Here is a 21,277-nt window from a genome sequence, read left to right as displayed (position 1 = left end):
GTGCTACTCCGCCGGGCCCGCCGGGGACTCGGGCGCCATATCCGTTCCGCGCCATGTAAAGCCGCGCCCTGTCCATGTGGCAAGCCAGAGCGCCGGAAGCAAGAGATCGCGCAGCAGCATCGCCATCAGATCGCGCGGGGAGGCGGGCCAGCCGGCGCTGCGGGCCAGTGCCAGTTCGGCACCGTACCAGACCAGCGGCAGCGCGATCAGCGTGGATGCGGGCAGCGCGCCCATGGCCACCAGCGTAGCGAGGGCGGCCAGCGGGATCAGCGGGCCCTGAGCGATTTCGGCGCTGAAGATCATCGGAAAGCCGTCGCGGCGCACGCGGCTCCAGCGCAGCTGCCGGTCCCAGACGGCGCGGGCGCTGCGCTTGCCGATGGGCTGCGGAAAGAGCCTCGGCGTCAGGCGCACATACCGGCCCTGATCGCGCACCAGCTTGGTCGAGGCGACATCCTCGGCGAGGTTGCGCCCCAGCGCCGGCAGGCCGCCGCCGGCTTCGAGCACGTTGCGGTTCCAGAACAGGGTCTTGCCCTGGGCAAAGCCGAAGCCGAGCGAATCCGCCGCGAGCTGCCAGCGCCCCTGCGAGCTGTTCAGGAAGGCGCATTCAAGCGCGCCCCAGAAATTGCCGGGCCGGATGCCGGCGGGCGGCGAGGAGACGAGCCCGGTATTCTCGCGCCAGCTTGCGACGAGGGTGCGCAGATAGTCGCACGGCAAGAGCAGGTTGCTGTCGGTCATCGCGACCCATTCGCTGCGCGCCGCGAGATAGCCTTTGTGCAGATTGTTGAGCTTGGGATTGCCGCTGATGGGCGTCTCACCGAAGAGCAGCGTCGCCTCGATCTGCGGATTGTCGGCGATGAGCCGCTGCACCAGCGGCACGGCGGGGTCGTTTTGCGAGGGCGCGCAAAAGATCACCTCGTAGCGCGGGTAATCCTGCATGAAGGAGGAGGCCAGCGTTTCGGCGTCGAACGTGTCGAGCCCGCAGACCGGGCGCACCAGCGAAATATAGGGCAGGGCGCTGTCATCCGCCTTGGGTGGTGCCGGCCGGTGGTAACGGCGCGCGGTGAGGCCGGCGCTGAGCAGATGCGCGGCGAGCGGTACGGCAAGGGCGCAGAACAGCAGAAACTCGGTCATGCGATGCCTCCGGCGAGCGCGCCGCCCTCGTTGGGAGCCTGCTGCGGCGGCAGCGGGCGTGCCGGGGTGCGGGCGCGCTCGGGGCTGTATTCGATCAGCCGCATGCGGCCCTGCCGATCTTCGCCGAGGGCGGTCAGGCTGTCGATCCAGTCGCCGCAATTGGCGTACATGATGCCGTCGCGCTGGCGCAGTGCGGGTTTGTGCGAATGGCCGCAGATCACGCCTGCCACGCCTGCGGCGCGGGCCAGTGTGGTCAGCCGGTTCTCGAACCGGTCGCCCATGGCCATGACGCGGTTGGCGCGGTCGATCACCCGCTGTGCCGGGCTGCGGCTGTGGCGGTCGAGCGTGGCGTTGCGGCGGTGCCAGTCGTCGATCTGGCGCAGCATCGCGTCGAGCCGGCTGCCGAGCCGAGTCATGAAATGCCAGCGCAGGAAACGCGGGTCGCACTGGTCGCCATGCATCACCAGATAGCGGCGCCCGTCGGCGGCCTTGTGGACCACGGCCTCGCGCAGCTCCCAGCCTTCGACCCTGGCGTCGGGCGCGCGCATGGCGGAATCGTGGTTGCCGGGCAGGTAGACGATCCGTGCGCCATCGGTCGCGCGGGCGCGAAGATCGGCGAGCACCGCCTCGTGGCTGTCGCTCCAGTGGATGCGGCCGCCATGCCAGATGTCGAAGATGTCGCCGACGAGATAGATCGTCTCGGCTTCGATGTCGCGGAGGAACTCCAGAACCTGCGCCGGGCGGCTGGCGCGGGCCCCGAGATGCAGGTCGGAGAGGAACAGGCTTCGCAGGGTCTGGCGGGCGTCGGTGCCGGCAGGAGAGGACGGCATTCGGGCATCTTCCTTCTTCGCTCGCCCGCCTTATGGCGGTAGGATGTATCGGGAATGTGACGAGACTTAACGCAATGAAAGCTCTTCAGGTTCCGCGTGCAAGACCGAATGCCGCAGTGCGGCGTCTTGTTGCCGGTGGCGGGGTTGCGCGGGGTTAGCCCGGGCCGGTTCCGGCGATCCCGTCCTTGGCAACCGAGACCGCTTTCAGCACCGCGTAAAGCTGCTGCCCCTCGCGCAGATCCAGCGCCGCCACCGATCGGCGCGTCACCCGCGAGAGGACCACATTGCCGCCCGCGTCGAGCTGCACCAGCGCGCCCGGACCTTCGCCCAGCCGCAGGGCGGTGACGGTGGCCGGCAGCACGTTGAGCGCCGAGATCCCCTCGGGCCGCCGGGTGGCGAGCATCACGTCCTGCGCCTCCACATGCACCCGCAGCGGCGTGCCCGGCGCGCGTTCCACATGCGGGACCAGCAGGCGCAGATCTCCCGCCGCAAGCTCGCTAAGACCGTCGGGGTGATGCGCGGCGACCCGTGCCTCCAGCACCGCGCCTGCCGCGCCGGCGCCCAGCGGCGTGACCGCAGGGTCGCCCAGCACTTCGGTGGCCGGGCCCTGCCGCGCGACGGTGCCATTCTGGAGGGCCACGACCGAGGTCGCGAGCCGCGCCACCTCGGCGGGGGCGTGGCTGACATAGAGGATGGGCACCGAGGTCTCGTCGCGCAGTCGCTCGAAATAGGGCAGGATCTCTGCCTTGCGCGCCTCGTCGAGCGCCGCCAGCGGCTCGTCGGCGAGGATCAGGCGGGGATTGGCAAGCAGCGCGCGACCGATGGCGACGCGCTGCCGCTCGCCGCCCGACAGGCCACCGGGGCGGCGCGCCAGCAGCGGCCCGATGCCCAGCATCTCGACCACGTTGTCGAGCGGCTCCTGCGGGCCTGATTTCGGGGCGAACCAGCGCCCGTAGAGCAGGTTTTGCCGCACCGTCAGATGCGGAAAGAGGCGGGCATCCTGAAAGATATAGCCGAGCCTGCGCTTGTGCGGCGGCAGCCAGATCCGCTGCGCGCTGTCGAAAAGCGCCCGCTCGCCGATGGCGATGCGTCCGACATCGGGGCGGAAGAGCCCGGCCACCGCGTTGATGATGGTGGTCTTGCCCGAGCCCGAGCGCCCGAAGAGCACCGTCAGCCCGGGCGGCGCCTCGAAGGCGATGTCGAGCGAGAAGGTACCGAAGCTGTGCCGGATGGCGACGTCGAGGCTCATGTGCCGGCCACCCGTTTGGCGATCTTGCGCGACAGGATCTCGGACAGCATGAGCGCCGTCATGGCGATGGCCACCGAGACGACGACCAGCCGCAGCGCCGAGGCCTCGCCGCCGGGCACCTGGAGGAAGGCGTAGATCGCCGAGGGCAGGGTCTGGGTCTGGCCGGGGATGTTGGAGACAAAGGTGATGGTGGCGCCGAATTCGCCCATGGCCTTGGCAAAGGCGAGGATGGCGCCGGCGAGGATGCCGGGCAGGATCAGCGGCAGCGTCACCGTGGCAAAGACCCAGAGCCGCGAGGCGCCGAGCGTGGCGCCGGCCTGTTCCAGTTTGGGGTCCACCGCCTCGATCGAGAGGCGGATGGCGCGGACCATGAGCGGAAAGGCCATGATCCCCGCCGCCAGCGCCGCGCCGGACCAGCGAAAGGCGAAGACGATGCCGATCTCCTTCAGCGGCGCGCCGATCGGGCCGCGCGTGCCGAAGGTCAGCAGCAGCATGTAGCCGGTGACCACCGGCGGCAGGATCAGCGGCAGATGCACCAGCCCGTTGAGGAGCTGTTTGCCGGGAAACTCCCAGCGCGCCAGCGCGAAGGCGATGAAGATGCCGAGGGGCAGCGCCGCCAGCGTCGCCCAGAGCGCCACGCGCAGCGACAGCGCAACGGCCTGCCATTCCTCCGGGCTGAGCTGAAACATTGCGGGCGGTTACTCCGTCAGGACGGTGAAACCCTGCCGCTCAAACGCGGCGCGCGCAACCGGCCCCTGAAGGTAATCGAGAAACTCCGCCGCGACGGGGTTGTCGCTCTCGGCAAGCACGGCCGCCGGGTAGACGATGGGCGGGTGGCTGTCTTCGGGAAAGGTGCCCAGCACGGTGACATCGGGTTCTGCCGCCGCGTCGGTGGCATAGACGATGCCCATGGGCGCCTCGCCGGTGGCCACCAGCGCCAGCGCGGCGCGCACATTGTCGGCCTGCGCCACCTTCGGCGCGACACTGTCCCAGAGCTCCAGCGACTCGAGCGCCGCCTTGCCGTAGATGCCGGCGGGCACCGCGTCGACCAGCGCCATGGCCAGCCTGTCCTCGCCCAGCATGTCGGCAAGCGGCAGGTCGGGGGCGATCTCGACCGGCGTGGCGCCGGCATCATGGGCGATTAGCACGATGGCATTGCCCAGCAGGTCGGTGCGGCTTTCGGCGTCGATCAGGCCCTCTTCTTCCAGGGTGTCCATCCAGCCGACATTGGCGGAGATGAACACATCCGCCGGTGCGCCCGCCTGGATCTGCCGCGCCAGCGACGAGGAGCCGGCCAGCGAGACCACGGCATTGTTGCCGGTCTCTTCGCCGTAGCATTCCGCGACCTCGTCCATGGCGTTCTTCATGCTCGCCGCGGCGAAGACGGTGACGTCATCGGCCTGGGCAGCACCGGCGATCAGAGTGGTGAGGGCGATGGCGGCGGTGGCGCCGCGCAGAACGGGAGCGGGGAAAACAGCGGACATGGATAACCCTCCGGTTTGATATGTTTTACGAAACATATCGCGTGCCAACATCGCGATGGCAAGCGTTATTTCCCGTCGGGAATATCGGCGAGCAGCGATTGCAGTGCCGCGATCTCCTCGGCGCCCGCCGTGGCGGCGGCGGTCTCGAAGCGGCGGTAATGGTCGAGCACCTGCAACCCGGTCTCGGAAAGATGCGCCCCGCCGCCTTTGCTGCCGCCGCGCGTCCGTTCCACCAGGGGCGCACGGAAGGCACGGTTCATTTCCTCGACGAGGCTCCAGGCGCGCTTGTAGCTCATCGACATGGCCCGCCCTGCCGCTGCGATGGAGCCGGTCTGCTGGATCAGTTCCAGCAGATCCGCCTTGCCGGGGCCGAGCATGGCGCTGTCGCCGAACAGGATGCGCAGGCGCAGGCGGATTTCGGGGTCGGGGGGCTGGGACATGGCGCTCATGGCGCGGAGTGTCGGGGATCGCGCTTGCGCTTGCAAGCGCGGGAGGTTTGAGTTGCCGGAACGGGAGGGCCGGAGATGTTCGACGCGAAACTGCTGCCGCTTCAGCGGCGTCTGCTGCACGGGCCGGCGCGGGCGCTGCACAGGCTTGGCATCGGGGCCGATGCGATCACGCTGGCGGGCTTTGCCTGCGGGCTGCTGGCGGTGCTGGCGGGCGCGTTCGGGCTCTTCGGGCTGGCGCTGGCCGGGCTGGCGGCGAACCGGCTGGCCGACGGGCTCGACGGCGAGGTGGCGCGGCTGGCGGGGCCGACCGACCGGGGCGCCTTTCTCGATATCGCGCTGGATTTCGTCTTTTACGCGCTTTTCCCGGTGGGGTTTGGGCTGGCCGATCCGGCGGCCAACGCGGTGCCGGCGCTGATCCTCGTGGCGAGCTTTGTCGGCACCGGCTCGTCCTTTCTCGCCTTTTCGGTGATCGCCGAGCGGCGCGGCATCCGGGCCGAAGCTTATCCCACCAAGGGCATCTATTATCTCGGCGGGCTGACCGAGGGCGGCGAGACCATCGCGCTCTTTGTGGTCATGTGTCTGTTTCCCGGCGCCTTTCCGGCGCTGGCGCTGGTCTTTGCGGCAGCCTGTTTCGTCACGACCCTGACCCGCTGGCTGGCGGGCTGGCGGCTCTTCGGCTGATCCGGACGCCGCGCAGCAGGCGCAGGGGCAGGCGGCGCAGGGTGAGCAGGAGGAGCTCCGGATACTCGATCTCGCCGGCCAGAAGCGCCATGTAGCGCTGTCGTGCGGTGGTGGAGTCATGAAAAAGCCGGGCGAAATACGGGCTCGTTTGGTCGGAAAAGATCAGAGGCCGCAAGAGGTTGGCATGATGTAGCCCCCGGTGCAGCGGGCCAAGCGCGTGGCGGTAGCGGCGCAGGGCACTCTCGGGCGCGCCGGCGGCGAGGGCCTCCGTGACCGCTTTGGCGGCAAGGCGACCGCTGAGGATCGCGTGGCCGATGCCCTCTCCGGTGATCGGATCCACCAGCCCCGCCGCATCGCCGGCCAGCAGGATTGCGCCGCACCCGGGTATCCGGCGGAAATCGCCGAAGGGCAGGAAATGGCCCTTGATACGGAGCGCCTTTGGGGCGCCGAGCTCGGAAAGATAGCGCATCATATCGGCGCGCATCTGCGGATTGCGCGCATGCAGCCCGCCGATGCCGATCGTGGTGCTTCCCGGTTTCGGAAAGCGCCAGCCATAGCCCCAGTGCGCGGCGCCGAAATCAATGCGGATCGGATCGTGCGGTGCCGGCGGGGCCTCGGTCTCGAGCGCGAAGCCGATCTTCGCCTTGTCGAAGGCCGCGCCGAAGAGATGCCGGGCGACGATGCTTTGCACCCCGTCCGCGCCGATCAGCGCGGAGAACGTCAGCAGCGTGCCGTTTTCCAGCGTGACCTGTCCCGCGCCGATCTCGCGCAGCCGCGTGCCGGTGAGATCCGCCGCCCCGGCCTCCAACGCGAGCGCCAGCAGGTGATGGTCGAGCGAGAGCCGCGTGGTCAGGTGCAGCGTCGGGCTGTCGGTCATCTCGCCCAGCGGCGCGCCGTCCCGGTAGAAGACCAGCCGGTCGTGACGGGTGAGCATGTCGGGCGGGGGCAGGGCGGAGAGTGCCGCCAGATGGCTCAGACAGCGCCCGGTGATCAGCCCGCCGCAGAGCTTGTCGCGGGGAAAGACTGCCCTGTCGATCAAAGCGACGCGCAGTCCGGCTCGTGCGGCCACAAGCGCGGCGGTGGCACCGGCGGGGCCGGCGCCGAGCACGATCAGGTCGAAACGGGTCTGCATCCGGGCTCCGCGTCACACTCTTACACAATGATCATGTGGCGAAGCGGGGCTTCCGGCAATGCGGAATAAATATTCCAAACATTGAACTTGTTTTGACCTAGGGGTATTTTCCCGCATGGAACGCGGCGGAACGGGTCTGCCTGCGGATCTCTACAGGAGAAGAGAAATGACGCTCGATCGTGCGGTGATGGCGTTTGCGGGGGTGATGATCCTGCTGAGCGTGGTGCTGACCGCCTGGGTCTCGCCCTACTGGATCTGGTTCACGGTGTTCATCGGCCTGAACATGCTTCAGGCGGCCTTCACCGGGTTCTGTCCGGCGGCGATGATTTTTCGCGCGCTTGGGGTGAAAGCTGGCTGCGCCTTTCATTGAGGCGCAAGAAAAAAGGCGCGCTCTTGCGGGCGCGCCTTTCGCTGGTCTGACCGCTGCGGATCAGAGCAGTTCGATATTCACGGCGCTTTCGCGGCCGTCACGGCCGGCCTGAAGCTCGTAGGACACCTTCTGGTTGTCCTGGAGGCCGGTGAGGCCCGAACGCTCGACGGCGGAGATGTGCACGAACACGTCCTTGGAGCCGCCCTCGGGAGCGATGAAGCCGTAACCTTTGGTGGTGTTGAACCACTTCACGGTACCAGTTGCCATGGGTAATAACCCTTCTCTGTCTGTCTTGCCGCACGCGTGAGTGCTGCGGCCCGGCATGTCGTCAGTGCAGTATCGGTTGCGCTGCTGCCGGTGAAGGAGACAGGTAGGTCGATAGTGGTAACGTCTGCGGCGAAATGTATGGCAGAGAGGGCTGATTCCGGCAAGGGGTTTTGGGAACGTTGGCATTCCCTTGCCTTCTTTCGGGTCATCCTGCCTTCCCTAACCATTCGTTCCGATGCTGTTGCCATGTCCTTGTACAGACGTCCGAATATCGCCGGCGCGACCGTCTTTTCACCGTCTGCCTGGCGCAGCGCGGGGGCGCGTTGCTGATCGACGAGATCGAGGTCTGTGCGACGCGGTGAAGGGGACGCGGGCAAGGCGCCCGTTTGGGAGCGACGCCTGGGTGGTGCTGCCGGACCATACGCACGCGGTCTGGACACGACCTGAGGGAGACTCGAACTGTTCCGACCGTTGGGGCGCGATCAAGGCGCGGTTTTCGGAATTCGTGCGGCTGAAAGCGGTGCAGACTGACGAGAGGAACGCAGTAGCGTGCGTGCGTCGAAATGCCCTGGCAGACGATGTTGCGCAAATGCGCGCCGCCCGAAGCCTGGCCCTATTCCTCGGTACATCGCGATATCCGTCAGGGGCGCTGGCCGTAGGGTGGGTTGGGAGCCCACCCTACGAGACCCTTGTCACCGGGTGAATTTCTTGAACTTCACCCGTTTCGGCTCCAGCGCGTCGGCGCCGAGGCGGCGTTTCTTGTCTTCCTCGTAATCCTCGAAGTTGCCTTCGAACCATTCCACATGCGCGTCGCCCTCGAAGGCGAGGATATGCGTGCAGATCCGGTCGAGGAAGAAGCGGTCGTGCGAGATCACCACCGCACAGCCGGCGAAATCCACGAGCGCGTCTTCGAGCGCGCGCAGCGTTTCCACGTCGAGATCGTTGGTCGGTTCGTCGAGCAGGATGACGTTGCCGCCTTCCTTGAGCAGCCGTGCCATATGCACGCGGTTGCGCTCGCCGCCCGAGAGCAGCCCCACCTTCTTCTGCTGGTCGCCGCCCTTGAAATTGAACGCGCCGCAATAGGCACGGGAGTTCATCTGCGCGTCGCCCAGCTGGATGATCTCGGCGCCGCCCGAGATCGCTTCCCAGACATTCGCGTCCGCGTCGAGATCGTCGCGCGCCTGGTCGACATAGGCGAGCTGCACCGTGTCGCCGAGCGAAATCTCGCCGGCATCGGGTTTTTCCTGCCCGGTCAACATCTTGAACAGAGTCGATTTGCCCGCACCGTTGGGGCCGATGACGCCGACGATGCCACCCGGCGGCAGCGAGAAGCTCAGATCCTCGATGAGCTGCTTGTCGCCCATATGTTTCGACAGGTGCTCGACCTCGATCACCTTGCTGCCCAGCCGCTGACCGTTGGGGATGATGATCTGCGCCTTGCCGATCTTTTCGCGCTCGGACTGGTCGGCGAGTTTCTCATAGGCCTGAATCCGCGCCTTGGATTTCGCCTGACGCGCCTTGGCGCCCTGCCGCATCCATTCCAGTTCGCGCTCCAGCGTCTTCTGCTTGGCCTTGTCCTCGCGGGCCTCCTGCTCCAGCCGCTTGGCCTTCTGCTCCAGCCAGGAGGAATAGTTGCCCTCGTAGGGGATGCCGCGGCCGCGGTCGAGCTCCAGGATCCAGCCGGTGATCGCGTCGAGGAAATAGCGGTCGTGGGTGACGATCAGGATCGTGCCCTTGTACTCGATCAGGTGGTTCTGAAGCCAGGCGATGGTCTCGGCGTCGAGGTGGTTGGTCGGTTCGTCGAGCAGCAGCATGTCGGGCGCTTCGAGCAGCAGCTTGCAGAGCGCCACCCGGCGGCGTTCGCCCCCCGAAAGCGTGGTCACGTCGGCATCGTCCGCCGGGCAGCGCAGCGCCTCCATGGCGACGTCGATCTGGCTGTCGAGATCCCAGAGATCCTGACTGTCGATCTCGTCCTGAAGCTGCGCCATCTCCTCGGCGGTCTCGTCGCTGTAATTCATCGCCAGCTCGTTGAACCGGTCGAGCTTGCCCTTCTTCTCGGCAACGCCCAGCATGACGTTCTCGCGCACCGTGAGATCCGGGTCGAGATGCGGCTCCTGCGGCAGATAGCCGACCTTGGCGCCCTCGGCGGCCCAGGCCTCGCCGGTGAAATCCTTGTCGATTCCGGCCATGATTCGCATCAGCGTCGACTTACCGGCGCCGTTGACGCCGACGACACCGATCTTCACCCCGGGCAGAAAGCTCAGGCGGATGTTTTCAAAGCACTTCTTGCCGCCGGGATAGGTCTTAGACACCCCATCCATGTGATAGACGTATTGATAGCTGGCCATGCGGTCCTCCGGCGAAATCTTCGGGGTCTGTATCGCACCACGGCGGGGGAATGCAAAGGTCTGCCGGGCCGGACGGCGCAGGAAGCTCCAGGTGTCTTAAGCGGATCGTAAAGCTTTGCGGGTCATGTGCTGTCCAAAGGTTTCATGGTCCGCCCGGGCCTGCTGTCAGGAGTGCCGCTTTGACCGAGCCCAAGCGCAAGTTTCGCCGCAGCCGCTGGAAACGGATGCAGCTGAAGTGGAAAATGCCGATCCTGATCGGTGTGCCGACGATCCTGCTGATGGTGGCGGTGGTCGGTGTCAGCTATATCGAGGCACGGATCGAGCTGGGTGCGCAGCGCGAGAAGGCGTTCCGCAACATGCTGGAGGATCGTGAAAACGCGCTGGAGGAGTGGTTGTCCCGCGCGGAGACCGACCTGCGCGATCTCGCCGGCAGTGAGGCGGTGCGCAACGCGCTGCCGCTTTTCGCGCGCAACTGGCTGCTGCTCGGGGCGGATCCAAGTGGTTATCTTTCGGCGGCCTATATCGACGACAACCCGCATCCGGTGGGAGAGAAGGACGAGCTGCTTCAGGCTGGCGACGGATCGGCATGGTCGCAGGTCCATGGAATTTACCACCGCGGGTTCCGCAACTTTCAGCGGCAGCGCGATTACTACGATCTGTTCCTTTTCGATCTCCAGGGCAACCTCGTCTATACCGTCTTCAAGGAAGCGGATTTCGCCACGAACCTGCTCGATGGCCCCTATGCGGAAAGCGGGCTTGGCGAGGCATTTCGCGCCGCCGCCGCCGCGCCCGAGGGAGAGGTGAGCTTCACCGCATTCGGCAGCTATGCCCCGAGCGCGGGTGCAGCGGCGAAATTCGCCGCGACGCCGGTGTTTGACGACAGCGGCACACGTATCGGTGTGGTCGTGCTGCAAATCCCCATCGGGCAGATCGTGCGAACGCTGGCGGGCTCGGAGCTGCTCGGCGAGACCGGAAAAGTCTATGCGGTCAATGCCAGCGGACATGCGCTGAGCGATGTGAGCGGGGACACGTCGTACGAAGTCCTCGACCCGTTGCCGGCGCTGCCGCAGATCCAGGCGGCGAGCTCTGCGGAAGAGGCGGTATTCAACAACGTCACCGGCATTGGCGGGACGAAGGTCATCGCCCTGACGAGTACGGGGCGGTTCGCCGGTTCTGACTGGGGGTTCGTCGTCGAGCAGGATCGGGCCGAGGCGCTGGCGCCGGAGCGCCACCTGCTGGTGCTCACGCTGCTGCAACTGGCGGCGGTTGCGGTGATGGTGTCGGGGTTGTCCTTCTTCGTGGCGCGGCTGCTGACCAAGCGTATCTCGCTCCTGTCCAAAAGCGTAGAGAGCATGTCCGGAGGCGATTTCGACACGCTTGTGAACCAGACCAAGACCGGTGACGAGCTGGGCGACATCGCGCGCGCGCTCGACCGGTTCAAGGCCGAGCTTGCCGCCGGTCGGGCAGCCTCATCAAGGCAGAACGAGGTGCAGAAAACCCAGCGCGAGGTGGTCGAGCGTTTGAGCCATGCGCTGTCCAGCCTCGCATCGGGCAGCCTGCGCTGCCGGATCGATGATCCGATGGACCCGGAATACGAGCAGCTGCGTGCCGATTTCAACGCGACGGTCGATTCGCTGACCGGCATCGTTCAGGAGCTGCATGACAGTGCCGAGCAGATCGGCGAGGACGTAGACGGGCTGAGCGAGAATATCGACCAGCTATCGCGGCGCACGGAGAACCAGGCGGCGACGCTGGAGCAGACGGCCGCCGCCGTGGAAGAGATCACCGGCAATGTGAAATCGACCTCGGAAGGCGCCAATGCCATCGTCCACGCGGTGCATTCGGCGCGCACCGAAGCGGAGCGTGGCGAAGTGGTGCGCGGCGATGCCGTTGCCGCCATGTCGAGCCTTGAGGAATCCTCCAAACAGATCGGCCAGATCATCCGCGTGATGGAGGATATCGCTTTCCAGACCAACCTCTTGGCGCTGAATGCCGGGGTCGAGGCGGCGCGGGCGGGCGAGGTCGGGCGCGGCTTTGCCGTGGTCGCCTCGGAGGTGCGGGCGCTGGCGCAGCGCTCCTCCGACAGTGCCGCCGAGATCCGCGATCTGATCAAGCGGTCGAACGACAATGTGAGCAACGGGGTCAAGCTGGTCTCCGAGCTCGGTCGCTCGATCGAGACCATTCTGGGCGAAATCACCGGCATCTCGACCCAGGTGCAGGATATTGCCGCCGGCGCCTCGGAGCAGGCGACTGGCCTGACGGAGATCAGCTCGGGCATGTCCATCCTGGACGATGTCACCCAGAAAAATGCGGCGATGGTCGGGGAAAGCGCCGATGCAGGCCGGGCGCTTTTGCAAAAGGCAGCGGAGCTGCGGAGGGTGGTTGCGCGGTTCGAGACCGGCGATTTCCAGGCATTGCGGGTTCCGGAGGCCCTGCCGGTGGCGATGGACGAAGCGGCATGGACAGTGCCAGAGGAAGCCGAGCCGGCCGCTCTGCCGCCGCCCGCCCGCGCCGCCGCCGCTGGCGGTGGAGGCGACGCGATGTGGGAGGATTTCTGAAACGTCTGCGGGCGGTCGCGGGGCCCACCCCCTGTCCGGCGTGACCGGCATTGCAGCCAGGGTCTCGATAACCGGCTGGCGGTGCTCGCCTTTTCAGTTGAACTCAGAGGTCGTTCCGGTGTCTGGTGGCTTCCGTTCGAACGGGAAGGCGCGCGATGCTTTGGAATGCGCATGAGACGGGGTTCCGGCTGGTGGCCGGGCAGACAGTCGGGCTGTTGGGGGGATCCTTCGATCCGCCCCATGCCGGCCATGTGCATATCACGCTTGAGGCGCTGCGGCGTTTTCGGCTCGACCGGGTGATCTGGCTTGTCAGCCCGGGAAATCCGCTGAAGCCGCGCGGCCCCGCGCCCTTGCCCGAGCGCATGGCGGCGGCGAGGCGGATCATGCGACACCCCAGGGTGATCGTCAGCGATTTCGAGCGTCTCGCCGGCACCCGCCACACCGCCCGCACGCTGAAATCGCTGCGCCAGGGCTTTCCCGGTGTGCGCTTCGTCTGGCTGATGGGCGCCGACAATCTGGCGCAGCTTCACCGCTGGGACGACTGGCATCAGATCATGGGGCAGATGCCCGTGGGTGTTCTGGCGCGCCCGGGCAGCCGGATGGCGGCGCGAGGTTCGGTCGCGGCGGATGTCTACCGGCACGCGCGCCTGCCGGCCCGTGCCGCGCCGTTGCTGGCGCGTTCGGCGCCGCCGGCCTGGTGCTTTGTGAATGTGCCGATGGTCGATCTCAGCTCCACCGAGCTGCGCCGCGTCCGCGCGGGGCGCGGATGAAATGTGATCGTCAGGTGGCATCCTGCCGCTTGTCGAGAGCGTGGCGCTTCGGTTAGATCGGCGCCATGACGCAACGGATTTCAAGGCGTGGATTTCTGACTTCGGTCGCGGCGGCGGGCTTCACGGCGGCATCGCCCGCCCTGGCCAATGCGCCCACGCAGTCGCTGAGACCGGTGGCGCGCGGCGAAGATCTGAGCCTGCGCAACCTCAAGACAGCGGAGGAGCTGATCGCCGCCGCCCGGCTCGACGGGCAGGTGAGCTTTTCGGCGATCGATCTCAAGACCGGCGCACTGCTGGAGGCGCATGCGGCGGATACCGGACTGCCGCCGGCCAGCGTCGCCAAGGCGCTGACCGCCTCCTATGCGCTGGACACGCTCGGGCCCGCCTACAGGTTCAAAACCGAGATCGTCGCGACCGGCGGCGTATCGGAAGGGATGGTGCAGGGCGATCTGATCCTGCTCGGCGGCGGCGACCCGACACTCGACACCGACGGTCTTGGCGAGTTGGTCGCGATGCTGGCGGAAAAGGGCATCAAGGGTCTGCGCGGCAAGTTCCTGGTCTGCGGCAGCGCCTTGCCCTACACGCGCTCAATCGACCCGGCGCAGCCCGAACATGTGGGCTACAGCCCTGCGGTGTCGGGGCTGAACCTGAATTTCAACCGTGTGCATTTCGAATGGCATCGCGGCGGTGACAGCTATCAGGTCAGCATGGATGCGCGATCCGCCTCCCTGCGCCCGACGGTGCGCATGGCAAGCATGGGCGTGGTGGCGCGCGACATGCCCGTTTATACATATCATGACGCCGGCGCGCGCGACGAATGGACGGTGGCGCGCGGCGCGCTGGGCAATGGCGGCGCACGCTGGCTGCCGGTGCGCAAGCCCGAACTCTACGCCGGCGAGGTGCTGCAGGCGCTGAGCGCGTCCAAAGGGATCAAGCTACCGGCGCCGCAGGTGGTGGAGAACTGCCCGGAGGGCGCGGTGCTGGCCAGCCGCGAGAGTGCGCCGCTGAGAGTGGTGCTGCGCGACATGCTGAAATGGTCGACCAACCTGACCGCCGAGTCGGTGGGCCAGACGGCGACCCGGGCCCGGCTGGGGCAGGTGGCATCGTTGCGCGAGTCGGCGGAGGCGATGAACCTCTGGGCGCGCGAAACGCTGGGGCTCACCCATGTGGCGCTGGTCGATCACTCCGGCCTGGGAGACCAGAGCCGCATCGCCTCGGCGGACATGGCCAAGGCGCTGCTGGAGATCCGGCAGCGCATCGGGCTGAAGCCGCTGCTCAAGAGCTTTCCGATGCGCGACAACAAGCGCCGGATCATCGAGAACCACCCGGTCAAGGTTCATGCCAAGACCGGCACGCTGAATTTCGTCAGCGGGTTGGCGGGCTTTGCCGATCTGCCGGACGGCTCGGAGCTGGTCTTTGCGATCTTTTGCGGCGATCTGGACCGCCGCGCCTCGCTCACCCGGGCGCAGCGCGAGCGTCCCGAGGGTGCGCGGTCGTGGAACGTGCGCGCCAAGACGCTCCAGCAGGGGCTGATCGAGCGCTGGGCGGTGCTGTCGGAGGCGTGAGGGCGGCTCAGGCCGAGAGGTGCCGGGCGCGGGCGCCACGCTCGATCGCCGCGGCGTGCAGCCGGTCGATATCCAGCTCGTAGCGGATTTCCTCGAGCAGCCGCAGCTCCTCTTCGCGCAGCGTGCCATCGGCGGCGGCCACGTCGCAGGCCAGCGCATAAGCGGTTTCGAACAGCCGCTCCGGCAGGTTGTCGCGAATGAGGCCGAACAGCGCGTCGAGCCCGTCTTCCTGCTCGAACAGTTCGAACACCATCTGCGACATGGTGCGGATCCGGTCGATATCGTAATCGGCAAAGATCGGCAGCATATTGACCGAGGATTCGATCTTGACCAACTCGGCGGTGCGCAGGTTCTGGTCGGACGCTGATACGGCGATCATGAGCGCCACGAGGCAATCTTGCGACGTCAGCGGATGCGGAGAGGCTTGGGTCACGGTGGCTCTTTCTAAATCCTCGGGTTGCCGGCAATTTATTGACCCCGCACCCCGTCTGCAATAGGACGCGGGCGCATCTGCCCCGGCTGTGAAGGGGCGTTACCCCATGGAGTGTTTCGGAATGTCCGATCTGCGCGAAGCTGCGATGAGCTCGAAGGCCTGGCCCTTTGAAGAGGCGCGCCGCGTCCTGAAACGCTACGAAAAGAAACCGCCAGAGAAGGGCTATGTGCTGTTCGAGACCGGTTACGGTCCCTCGGGCCTGCCGCATATCGGCACCTTTGGCGAGGTCGCGCGCACGACGATGATCCGCCGCGCCTTCGAGTTGATCTCGGATATCCCGACGCGGCTCATCTGTTTCTCCGACGACATGGACGGCATGCGCAAGGTGCCGGAAAACGTGCCGAACCAGAACCTGTTGCAGGCCAATCTGCAACGGCCGCTGACCAGCGTGCCCGACCCGTTCGAGGAGTTCGAGAGCTTCGGCCACCACAACAACGCCATGCTGCGGCGGTTCCTCGACACCTTCGGGTTCGAGTACGAATTCTATTCGGCGACGGAGTTCTACAAGACCGGGCAGTTCGACGAGATCCTGCTGCGCTGCGTCGAGAAATACGACGATCTGATGAAGATCATGCTGAAATCGCTGCGAGAAGAGCGTCAGCAGACCTATTCGATCTTTCTGCCGATCCATCCCGAAACGGGCCGTGTGCTCTATGTGCCGGTGAAGCATGTGGATGCGGCGAACGGCACGATCACCTTCGACGACGATGACGGTGTCGAGTACACGCTGCCGGTCACCGGCGGCAATGTGAAGCTGCAATGGAAGCCCGATTTCGGCGCGCGCTGGGCGGCGCTGGGCGTCGATTTCGAGATGTACGGCAAGGATCACTCGACCAACACGCCGATCTATGACGGCATCTGCCGGACGCTGGGTGTGCGCCCGCCGGAGCATTTCACCTATGAGCTCTTCCTTGACGATCAGGGGCAGAAGATCTCGAAATCGAAGGGCAACGGGCTGTCGATCGACGAGTGGCTGACCTATGCCAGCACCGAGTCGCTGTCCTATTTCATGTATCAGAAGCCCAAGACCGCCAAGCGCCTGTGGTGGGACGTCATCCCCAAGGCGATGGACGAATATCACCAGCAGTTGCGCGCCTTCCCCGGGCAGGATGCCAAGGGGCAACTGAACAACCCGGTCTGGCACATCCATGGCGGAGACGTGCCGGAATCGAAGATGGTGGTGTCCTTCTCGATGCTGCTGAACCTGGCCTCGGCGGCGGGGGCCGAGCACAAGGATGCGATGTGGGGCTTTATCCGCCGCTACGCGCCCGACGCGACCCCGGCGAGCCACCCCGACATGGACGCCGCCGCCGGCTATGCGGTGCGCTATTACAACGACTTCGTGAAGCCGACGAAATCCTACCGGGCGCCGGCAGAGCAGGAGCGCGCGGCGATGGAGGATCTGGCGCAGCGGCTGCGTGACTACGACGGCGCGGTCGCGGATGAGGAGCTTCAGACGCTGGTGTTCTCCGTGGGCAAGGATCACGGGTTCGAAAACCTGCGCGATTGGTTCAAGGCGCTTTACGAGGTGCTGCTGGGCCAGAGCCAGGGGCCGCGTTTCGGCGGGTTCATCGCGCTTTACGGCGTTGCCGAGACCGTGACGCTGATCGAAAAGGGCCTCGCGGGCGAGCTGGGCTGAGCACCGGTTTGACCGGGTAAACGCGGGCGCTATCTCCGTGAATAATCAGGAGGTGGCGCCATGCGGAACGCTGTCATTGGCATTGTGATGGGACTGGTCTTTGCCTTGCCCGCGGCGGCGCGCGACGGGGCCGAGATCGAGACTGTGATCCGGCGGCAGATGGATGCCTTCCTGTCCGGTGACGTGAGTACGGCCTACACGTTCGCCAGCCCGGGCATCCAGCAGCTGTTTGAGACGCCGGAGACTTTCGGGCGGATGGTCGAAGAGGGCTATCCGATGGTCTGGCATCCGGAGGATGTGCGCTTTGGGGCGCTGTCGGAGGATGAGAACGGCGAGATCTGGCAGCGCGTCTATGTGCGGGACGCAGCGGGCGCCACGCACGCGCTGGATTACCGTATGGAGCAGATCGAGGGCTTCTGGCGCATCTCGGGCGTGAAGATGGCGCCGGCGCCAGACCCGGCGGTCTAGTGTTTCTTTGCCCAGCGTTTCCAGTGTTTTGACCACTCTTTCGGGAGGGTTTCTGCACCCCCTTCGAAGAGCGGGGCGGCAAGTGTGCGGCTTTCATAGGCCAGCGTGTCGCGGCGGGCGAGGGCGCGGCGGCGCAGGTCTTCGGCGGTGTCGGGCAGATCTTCGCGGTCGAGCCGGTCGAGAAAAACCGAGAGATCCTGATATTTGCCCAGGAGCTCGGAGAGTGCCTTGATCTGATCTCTGTGGGCGCGGATCGGGCGGGGCCAGAAACCTTGCAGCAGACGGCTATGATACCAGTGATATTTTACGCGTTTGCGCCAGTCGTGAAACGCCTCGGCATCGGCGCCGACACGCGCCGCCTCCATGTCTTCGGCGGCGCGGCGCCAGGTCTTTGACAGACCGGTCATGAGGATGTCGTTGGTGTCGCCTTTCAGGGACCAGTGGCGGCTGCGTTTGCGGATGGCTTTCAACGCCTTGCGCTGTTGTTTGAGCGCCATCTCTATCTCTTCCGGCGCCAGCGTCTCCCGTGTCTGCCCGCCAAGCGCCGCGCGCAGCGGGGCGTAAGGCCCGGGGTCGGTATCGGCGAGCAGCGCGTCGAAGGTCTTCAGCAACACGCCCGCATCGCGCAGCGAGGAAGACATGCGCGCGGCATCCCGCGCGGCGGCGTTTTCCGCGGCATAATCCGGGAAGCCCGAGCGCATCAGCCGGTAGAGGCCGCGCAGTTTCTTGCAATGCTTGCGGATGTTGTGGATCGCCTCGTCGGCCTCGGCCACCGGGCGTTTGGTCTCGGCGATGGCGGCGCTCAACTGCTCGCCCGCGATCCGGCGCAGGGCGGCGGTGAGGGACGGGTCGGAGGTCAGAATCCGGTAGGCCATGGCACGCTCCGGCTGTTGCGTTGGTGCAGTGGGGACCGTCACGGTGGCCCCAGTTCCTCTTAACACATCGTTGATACTTGCTGTTTGCGCGGGGTCAAACACCGGCAATCTGCCGCGACTCCGGAATCGATGCAGCAGCAAAGGATCGAACGGATGAACAAGGCGGTGACGGATGGTGTGGTATTCATGCCCACACCTTTTTCTGAGGGGTTGGACGTATGGTCGCGCGGGGACGGGACGCCCGGTTCGGACACCTATGACGGTCTGGCCACGGCTGCCTATGTTCCGGCGGATGCGGATTTTGCCGGCTGTCTGGAGATCCAGAAGACAGAGGGCACGCAGAAGCTGCGCTATATGGGTGACACGCCGATCCTGCCGGGCTGCTATCTGCGGGTGACGGCGCGGGTCAAGGCAATCTCTGGCGTGATGCCGGCGGTGCGCATCGCCGGCTGGGCGGGGCGCGACAATGGCAGCCAGGTGACCGGGCTCGATACCACCGGCGACACGGTGCAGCTTACCTCCTATGGCGAGGTGGTCGAGGTGACCGCGATTGTCGGCGGCGGCTCGCGCAATGGCGTCGACATGATCTGGGGCACCGAGCCGAGCTACGGGCATTTCGGGCTCGACCTGACCGGACCAAATGGCGGTGTGGTGCGGATCGACGATATCGTCATCGAGGACATCACAAGCGTTTTCCTGCGCGACATGATGAACTGGGTCGATGTGCGCGATTACGGCGCGCTCGGCGACGGCACGACCGATGACAGCGCGGCGTTCGAAGCGGCGGATGCGGCGGCAGATGGACGCAAGATCCTGGTTTCGGCGGGGAGCTACCGGCTGGCGAGTTCGGTGACGCTCGAACATCATGTGGAGTTCGAGGGCAGCCTTGTGATGCCGGACAGCGCGATCCTGTCGCTGACCAAGGATTTCGGGCTGCCGACCTATGTGGATGCGTTCGGCGGCGACGAGGAGCAGGCGCTGAAGAAGGGTCTTCAGTCGCTCATGAACAATGCCGATCACGAGAGCTTCGATCTCGCCGGGCGGCGCGTGTCGCTGAACGAACCGCTCGATGTGCAAGCGGCAGTCAACAACCGCGACACCTACGCGCAGCGCAGGGTGTTGCGCAACGGGCAGCTGCGCGCCCTGAGCGGCGGAAACTGGAGCAGCGAGAGCGTGACCAGCGTCGCAACCTATTCCACGAGCAACCACTGGCAGCTGACCAATGTCGCCAATATCGCGAATATCGAGGTCGGCAGCCTTGTCGAAGCTGCTGGGGTCGGGCGCGAGATCTATGTGAAATCGGTCAATATCGGCGCCCAGACGCTGACCCTGTCGCAGCCGCTTTCCGACGCGGTGGGTACTCAGACCTATACCTTTACGCGGTTCAAGTATCTGCTCGATTTCAGCGGCTTTACCCAGCTTCAGAAATTCGAGATCGAGGATGTGGAGTTTCAGTGTTCCGAGCTCGCGAGCGGCGTGATGCTGGCGCCCTCGGGGCCGGTGAACGTGATCCGCAACTGCGTCTTCAATCGGCCTGCGGATCGCGGCATCACCTCGATCGGCGAAGGCTGTCAAGGTCTTCTGGTGGATCACAACCAGTTCATCAGCGCCGAGGGTGGGCTCGCGACGCAGAACCGCAGCTCGGTGGCAATCAACACCAACGCCAACGATGTGAAGATCCGCAACAACCGTGCCTCGCAGTTCCGGCATTTCGCCGTCGTTTCCGGCGCCAACGGGATAATCGCCAACAATCACTTTTTTCAGGGCGACGACAGCGGCAACGGCACGCGCAGCGCCGGGATCGTGCTGTGCCTGAAGGCGTGCAACACGGTGGTGACGGGCAACTACATCGACAACTGTTTTGTGGAGTGGACCAACGAGCGTGAGCCGGAGCCAGATTTCATTGCCGGGTTCGGGTTTGCAGGGCTGTCGGTGACCAACAATGTCTGTCTGTGTTCGAACGTGGCCGAGTGGTTCTCGTTCGTGGTGGTCAAGCCCTACGGCCAGAATCATCGCGTCAATGGGCTGACGATCACCGGCAATCTGTTCCGGTCGGTGGGGGGGACGATCAATCGTGCCGAACGGGTCGATACCTCGTTTGCGCCGCTGGATTTGTCGTCGATGCGCAGCATTGCCGTGTCGGGCAACACCTATCTCAACGTGTCGTACGGCGCCGAGAATCCGCTGATGGTCAAGCATGATCAGACGACGCATGCTCAAACCTGGGTGGTCGAGACAGCGGGGCGGCTGCCCTTTGGCGGTTACGCGATCGATGTGCCGGGCCTCGCCCTGCGCTCGCGGCCACGAAACAGCAGCAATATCAGCCAGTATGTCATGCCCTACACCTCGACGCGCGAGGGCAGCGGGCAGGATCAGGTGCATGCTATTTGGCCAGAGCCGATCCGTGGCGACCTGACGATGCTGGTGCGCATGGACTACTAGCCCGCGTCCCGCCGGGGACCGACCGCGTTGCAGCGCGGCTCAGGCGCCGAGATCTCCGGCGCTCAGCACAAAGGCCTTGCCGAAACCGCCATTGAGATGCGCGCCGAGAATGTCCAGGCGCAGCAGCGAGAAATCGGCGAATCCGATATAGAGCTTCGCCTTGGGCTGCATGCGCAGGTAATGCGCGGCGAGCGCCGCGTGATCCGGATCTCCATGACGCACAAAACGCGCCTCGGCCCGAAGGCTGAGGCGCGGATGCGTCAGCGGGTCGCCCTTCGGGCCGGGTTCGCCGACCAGCAGCGAACAAGCGGGATTGGCCATCAGCGCCTTTGTGTGAAACGCCAGATCCGAGACGAGGCTCAGCGGCATACCATCAGGGTCCGGAACCACCGCGATGCGGCTGACCATCGGGGCGCCGGTTTCGGGGTCGGTCACGGCCAGCGCGCCGAAGCGGGCGGTTTGGACAAGCTGCCGGGCCAGTGCGCGGGCATCGTCGTCAGTGGGGCGGATCGGGCTGGTCATGGCG

20 protein-coding genes are annotated in these 21,277 nt (G+C 65.8%); 8 read left to right on the top strand and 12 right to left on the bottom strand.

Annotated elements, in window-relative coordinates:
• Positions 1-3 precede the first annotated feature (3 nt).
• From Ga0080574_RS08550 to Ga0080574_RS08525, 6 genes are all read right to left on the bottom strand, one after another.
• Entirely contained in the window at positions 4-1,131 is a 1,128-nt protein-coding gene (locus Ga0080574_RS08550) for a ceramide glucosyltransferase (protein ID WP_076697126.1), read from the bottom strand.
• Positions 1,128-1,961, bottom strand: coding sequence for a UDP-2,3-diacylglucosamine diphosphatase (locus Ga0080574_RS08545; protein ID WP_076697121.1), 834 nt, complete (start codon positions 1,959-1,961; stop codon positions 1,128-1,130). The genes Ga0080574_RS08550 and Ga0080574_RS08545 overlap by 4 nt, the downstream gene beginning before the upstream one ends.
• Positions 1,962-2,115: 154 nt before the next feature.
• Complete coding sequence (gene modC, locus Ga0080574_RS08540; protein ID WP_076697117.1) at positions 2,116-3,210, bottom strand: molybdenum ABC transporter ATP-binding protein; 1,095 nt, start codon at positions 3,208-3,210, stop codon at positions 2,116-2,118.
• Entirely contained in the window at positions 3,207-3,899 is a 693-nt protein-coding gene (modB, locus tag Ga0080574_RS08535; RefSeq protein ID WP_076697113.1) for a molybdate ABC transporter permease subunit, read from the bottom strand. The genes modC and modB overlap by 4 nt, the downstream gene beginning before the upstream one ends.
• 9 nt (positions 3,900-3,908) lie before the next feature.
• Positions 3,909-4,694: a molybdate ABC transporter substrate-binding protein gene (gene modA / locus Ga0080574_RS08530; RefSeq protein ID WP_076697109.1), complete on the bottom strand. Its 786-nt coding sequence runs from the start codon at positions 4,692-4,694 to the stop codon at positions 3,909-3,911.
• Positions 4,695-4,759: 65 nt separating this feature from the next.
• On the bottom strand, positions 4,760-5,134 hold the full coding sequence (locus tag Ga0080574_RS08525) for a winged helix-turn-helix domain-containing protein (RefSeq protein WP_380658976.1): 375 nt from the start codon (positions 5,132-5,134) through the stop codon (positions 4,760-4,762).
• A gap of 84 nt (positions 5,135-5,218) precedes the next feature.
• Here Ga0080574_RS08525 and Ga0080574_RS08520 point away from each other — a divergent pair, with 84 nt between their 5' ends.
• The gene (locus tag Ga0080574_RS08520; protein WP_076697101.1) at positions 5,219-5,824 is read left to right on the top strand and encodes a CDP-alcohol phosphatidyltransferase family protein; all 606 of its coding nucleotides are present in this window, start codon (positions 5,219-5,221) and stop codon (positions 5,822-5,824) included.
• Here the strand turns inward: Ga0080574_RS08520 and Ga0080574_RS08515 are convergent.
• Positions 5,778-6,956, bottom strand: a complete 1,179-nt coding sequence (locus Ga0080574_RS08515) for a geranylgeranyl reductase family protein (RefSeq protein ID WP_076697097.1) — start codon at positions 6,954-6,956, stop codon at positions 5,778-5,780. The two genes, Ga0080574_RS08520 and Ga0080574_RS08515, sit on opposite strands and share 47 nt — an antisense overlap.
• Before the next feature lie 166 nt (positions 6,957-7,122).
• On the opposite strand from Ga0080574_RS08515, the gene Ga0080574_RS08510 reads away from it, so the two are divergent.
• On the top strand, positions 7,123-7,326 hold the full coding sequence (locus Ga0080574_RS08510) for a YgaP family membrane protein (protein ID WP_076697093.1): 204 nt from the start codon (positions 7,123-7,125) through the stop codon (positions 7,324-7,326).
• 60 nt (positions 7,327-7,386) lie between these two features.
• Here the strand turns inward: Ga0080574_RS08510 and Ga0080574_RS08505 are convergent, their stop codons facing one another.
• Both Ga0080574_RS08505 and ettA read right to left on the bottom strand, forming a co-directional pair.
• A complete protein-coding gene (locus tag Ga0080574_RS08505; RefSeq protein WP_076697089.1) occupies positions 7,387-7,593 on the bottom strand; it encodes a cold-shock protein in 207 nt (68 codons plus the stop codon).
• Between the two features lie 692 nt (positions 7,594-8,285).
• A complete protein-coding gene (ettA, locus tag Ga0080574_RS08500; protein ID WP_076697086.1) occupies positions 8,286-9,941 on the bottom strand; it encodes an energy-dependent translational throttle protein EttA in 1,656 nt (551 codons plus the stop codon).
• 179 nt (positions 9,942-10,120) lie between these two features.
• On the opposite strand from ettA, the gene Ga0080574_RS08495 reads away from it, so the two are divergent.
• The 3 genes from Ga0080574_RS08495 (at position 10,121) to dacB (ending at position 14,834) form a co-directional block, all read left to right on the top strand.
• The gene (locus Ga0080574_RS08495) at positions 10,121-12,499 is read left to right on the top strand and encodes a methyl-accepting chemotaxis protein (protein WP_198039786.1); all 2,379 of its coding nucleotides are present in this window, start codon (positions 10,121-10,123) and stop codon (positions 12,497-12,499) included.
• A 155-nt stretch (positions 12,500-12,654) separates the two neighbouring features.
• Positions 12,655-13,269 (top strand): nicotinate-nucleotide adenylyltransferase, encoded by a 615-nt coding sequence (locus Ga0080574_RS08490; protein ID WP_076697083.1) that lies wholly within the window; start codon positions 12,655-12,657, stop codon positions 13,267-13,269.
• Positions 13,270-13,334: 65 nt separating this feature from the next.
• Positions 13,335-14,834 carry a D-alanyl-D-alanine carboxypeptidase/D-alanyl-D-alanine endopeptidase gene (gene dacB, locus Ga0080574_RS08485; protein WP_076697079.1) on the top strand — a complete coding sequence of 500 codons (1,500 nt, stop codon included), beginning with the start codon at positions 13,335-13,337 and terminating at the stop codon, positions 14,832-14,834.
• A 7-nt stretch (positions 14,835-14,841) separates the two neighbouring features.
• On the opposite strand, the gene Ga0080574_RS08480 is transcribed toward dacB, so the two are convergent.
• Positions 14,842-15,267, bottom strand: a complete 426-nt coding sequence (locus tag Ga0080574_RS08480; RefSeq protein ID WP_076697075.1) for a tellurite resistance TerB family protein — start codon at positions 15,265-15,267, stop codon at positions 14,842-14,844.
• 121 nt (positions 15,268-15,388) lie between these two features.
• On the opposite strand from Ga0080574_RS08480, the gene Ga0080574_RS08475 reads away from it, so the two are divergent.
• Together Ga0080574_RS08475 and Ga0080574_RS08470 are read left to right on the top strand one after the other, a co-directional pair.
• On the top strand, positions 15,389-16,966 hold the full coding sequence (locus tag Ga0080574_RS08475) for a lysine--tRNA ligase (protein WP_076697071.1): 1,578 nt from the start codon (positions 15,389-15,391) through the stop codon (positions 16,964-16,966).
• A 60-nt stretch (positions 16,967-17,026) separates the two neighbouring features.
• Positions 17,027-17,434: a DUF4864 domain-containing protein gene (locus Ga0080574_RS08470; RefSeq protein WP_076697067.1), complete on the top strand. Its 408-nt coding sequence runs from the start codon at positions 17,027-17,029 to the stop codon at positions 17,432-17,434.
• On the opposite strand, the gene Ga0080574_RS08465 is transcribed toward Ga0080574_RS08470, so the two are convergent.
• Positions 17,431-18,309 (bottom strand): CHAD domain-containing protein, encoded by an 879-nt coding sequence (locus tag Ga0080574_RS08465; protein WP_076697064.1) that lies wholly within the window; start codon positions 18,307-18,309, stop codon positions 17,431-17,433. The two genes, Ga0080574_RS08470 and Ga0080574_RS08465, sit on opposite strands and share 4 nt — an antisense overlap.
• Before the next feature lie 153 nt (positions 18,310-18,462).
• Between Ga0080574_RS08465 and Ga0080574_RS08460 the strand changes: the two genes are divergently transcribed.
• On the top strand, positions 18,463-20,751 hold the full coding sequence (locus tag Ga0080574_RS08460; protein WP_076697060.1) for a right-handed parallel beta-helix repeat-containing protein: 2,289 nt from the start codon (positions 18,463-18,465) through the stop codon (positions 20,749-20,751).
• A 39-nt stretch (positions 20,752-20,790) separates the two neighbouring features.
• Here the strand turns inward: Ga0080574_RS08460 and Ga0080574_RS08455 are convergent, their stop codons facing one another.
• Positions 20,791-21,273, bottom strand: coding sequence for a HugZ family pyridoxamine 5'-phosphate oxidase (locus Ga0080574_RS08455; protein WP_076697056.1), 483 nt, complete (start codon positions 21,271-21,273; stop codon positions 20,791-20,793).
• Between the last annotated feature and the right edge of the window lie 4 nt (positions 21,274-21,277).

Source organism: Salipiger abyssi (assembly GCF_001975705.1).
GTDB classification, from domain to species: Bacteria; Pseudomonadota; Alphaproteobacteria; order Rhodobacterales; family Rhodobacteraceae; genus Salipiger; species Salipiger abyssi.
The sequence above is the reverse complement of the archived record's forward strand: the minus strand, read 5'-3'. Positions and strand labels throughout refer to the sequence as shown.

What these genes read in the sequence shown, in the direction of transcription:
- modB (WP_076697113.1), bottom strand. Translation starts at nt 3,899, where the DNA reads ATGTTTCAGCTCAGCCCGGAGGAATGGCAGGCCGTTGCGCTGTCGCTG.
- dacB (WP_076697079.1), top strand. Translation starts at nt 13,335, where the DNA reads ATGACGCAACGGATTTCAAGGCGTGGATTTCTGACTTCGGTCGCGGCG.
- Ga0080574_RS08520 (WP_076697101.1), top strand. Translation starts at nt 5,219, where the DNA reads ATGTTCGACGCGAAACTGCTGCCGCTTCAGCGGCGTCTGCTGCACGGG.
- Ga0080574_RS08455 (WP_076697056.1), bottom strand. Translation starts at nt 21,273, where the DNA reads ATGACCAGCCCGATCCGCCCCACTGACGACGATGCCCGCGCACTGGCC.
- Ga0080574_RS08475 (WP_076697071.1), top strand. Translation starts at nt 15,389, where the DNA reads ATGTCCGATCTGCGCGAAGCTGCGATGAGCTCGAAGGCCTGGCCCTTT.
- Ga0080574_RS08525 (WP_380658976.1), bottom strand. Translation starts at nt 5,134, where the DNA reads ATGTCCCAGCCCCCCGACCCCGAAATCCGCCTGCGCCTGCGCATCCTG.
- Ga0080574_RS08550 (WP_076697126.1), bottom strand. Translation starts at nt 1,131, where the DNA reads ATGACCGAGTTTCTGCTGTTCTGCGCCCTTGCCGTACCGCTCGCCGCG.
- Ga0080574_RS08470 (WP_076697067.1), top strand. Translation starts at nt 17,027, where the DNA reads ATGCGGAACGCTGTCATTGGCATTGTGATGGGACTGGTCTTTGCCTTG.
- Ga0080574_RS08490 (WP_076697083.1), top strand. Translation starts at nt 12,655, where the DNA reads ATGCTTTGGAATGCGCATGAGACGGGGTTCCGGCTGGTGGCCGGGCAG.
- Ga0080574_RS08510 (WP_076697093.1), top strand. Translation starts at nt 7,123, where the DNA reads ATGACGCTCGATCGTGCGGTGATGGCGTTTGCGGGGGTGATGATCCTG.
- Ga0080574_RS08545 (WP_076697121.1), bottom strand. Translation starts at nt 1,961, where the DNA reads ATGCCGTCCTCTCCTGCCGGCACCGACGCCCGCCAGACCCTGCGAAGC.
- ettA (WP_076697086.1), bottom strand. Translation starts at nt 9,941, where the DNA reads ATGGCCAGCTATCAATACGTCTATCACATGGATGGGGTGTCTAAGACC.
- modC (WP_076697117.1), bottom strand. Translation starts at nt 3,210, where the DNA reads ATGAGCCTCGACGTCGCCATCCGGCACAGCTTCGGTACCTTCTCGCTC.
- modA (WP_076697109.1), bottom strand. Translation starts at nt 4,694, where the DNA reads ATGTCCGCTGTTTTCCCCGCTCCCGTTCTGCGCGGCGCCACCGCCGCC.
- Ga0080574_RS08465 (WP_076697064.1), bottom strand. Translation starts at nt 18,309, where the DNA reads ATGGCCTACCGGATTCTGACCTCCGACCCGTCCCTCACCGCCGCCCTG.
- Ga0080574_RS08460 (WP_076697060.1), top strand. Translation starts at nt 18,463, where the DNA reads ATGAACAAGGCGGTGACGGATGGTGTGGTATTCATGCCCACACCTTTT.
- Ga0080574_RS08505 (WP_076697089.1), bottom strand. Translation starts at nt 7,593, where the DNA reads ATGGCAACTGGTACCGTGAAGTGGTTCAACACCACCAAAGGTTACGGC.
- Ga0080574_RS08515 (WP_076697097.1), bottom strand. Translation starts at nt 6,956, where the DNA reads ATGCAGACCCGTTTCGACCTGATCGTGCTCGGCGCCGGCCCCGCCGGT.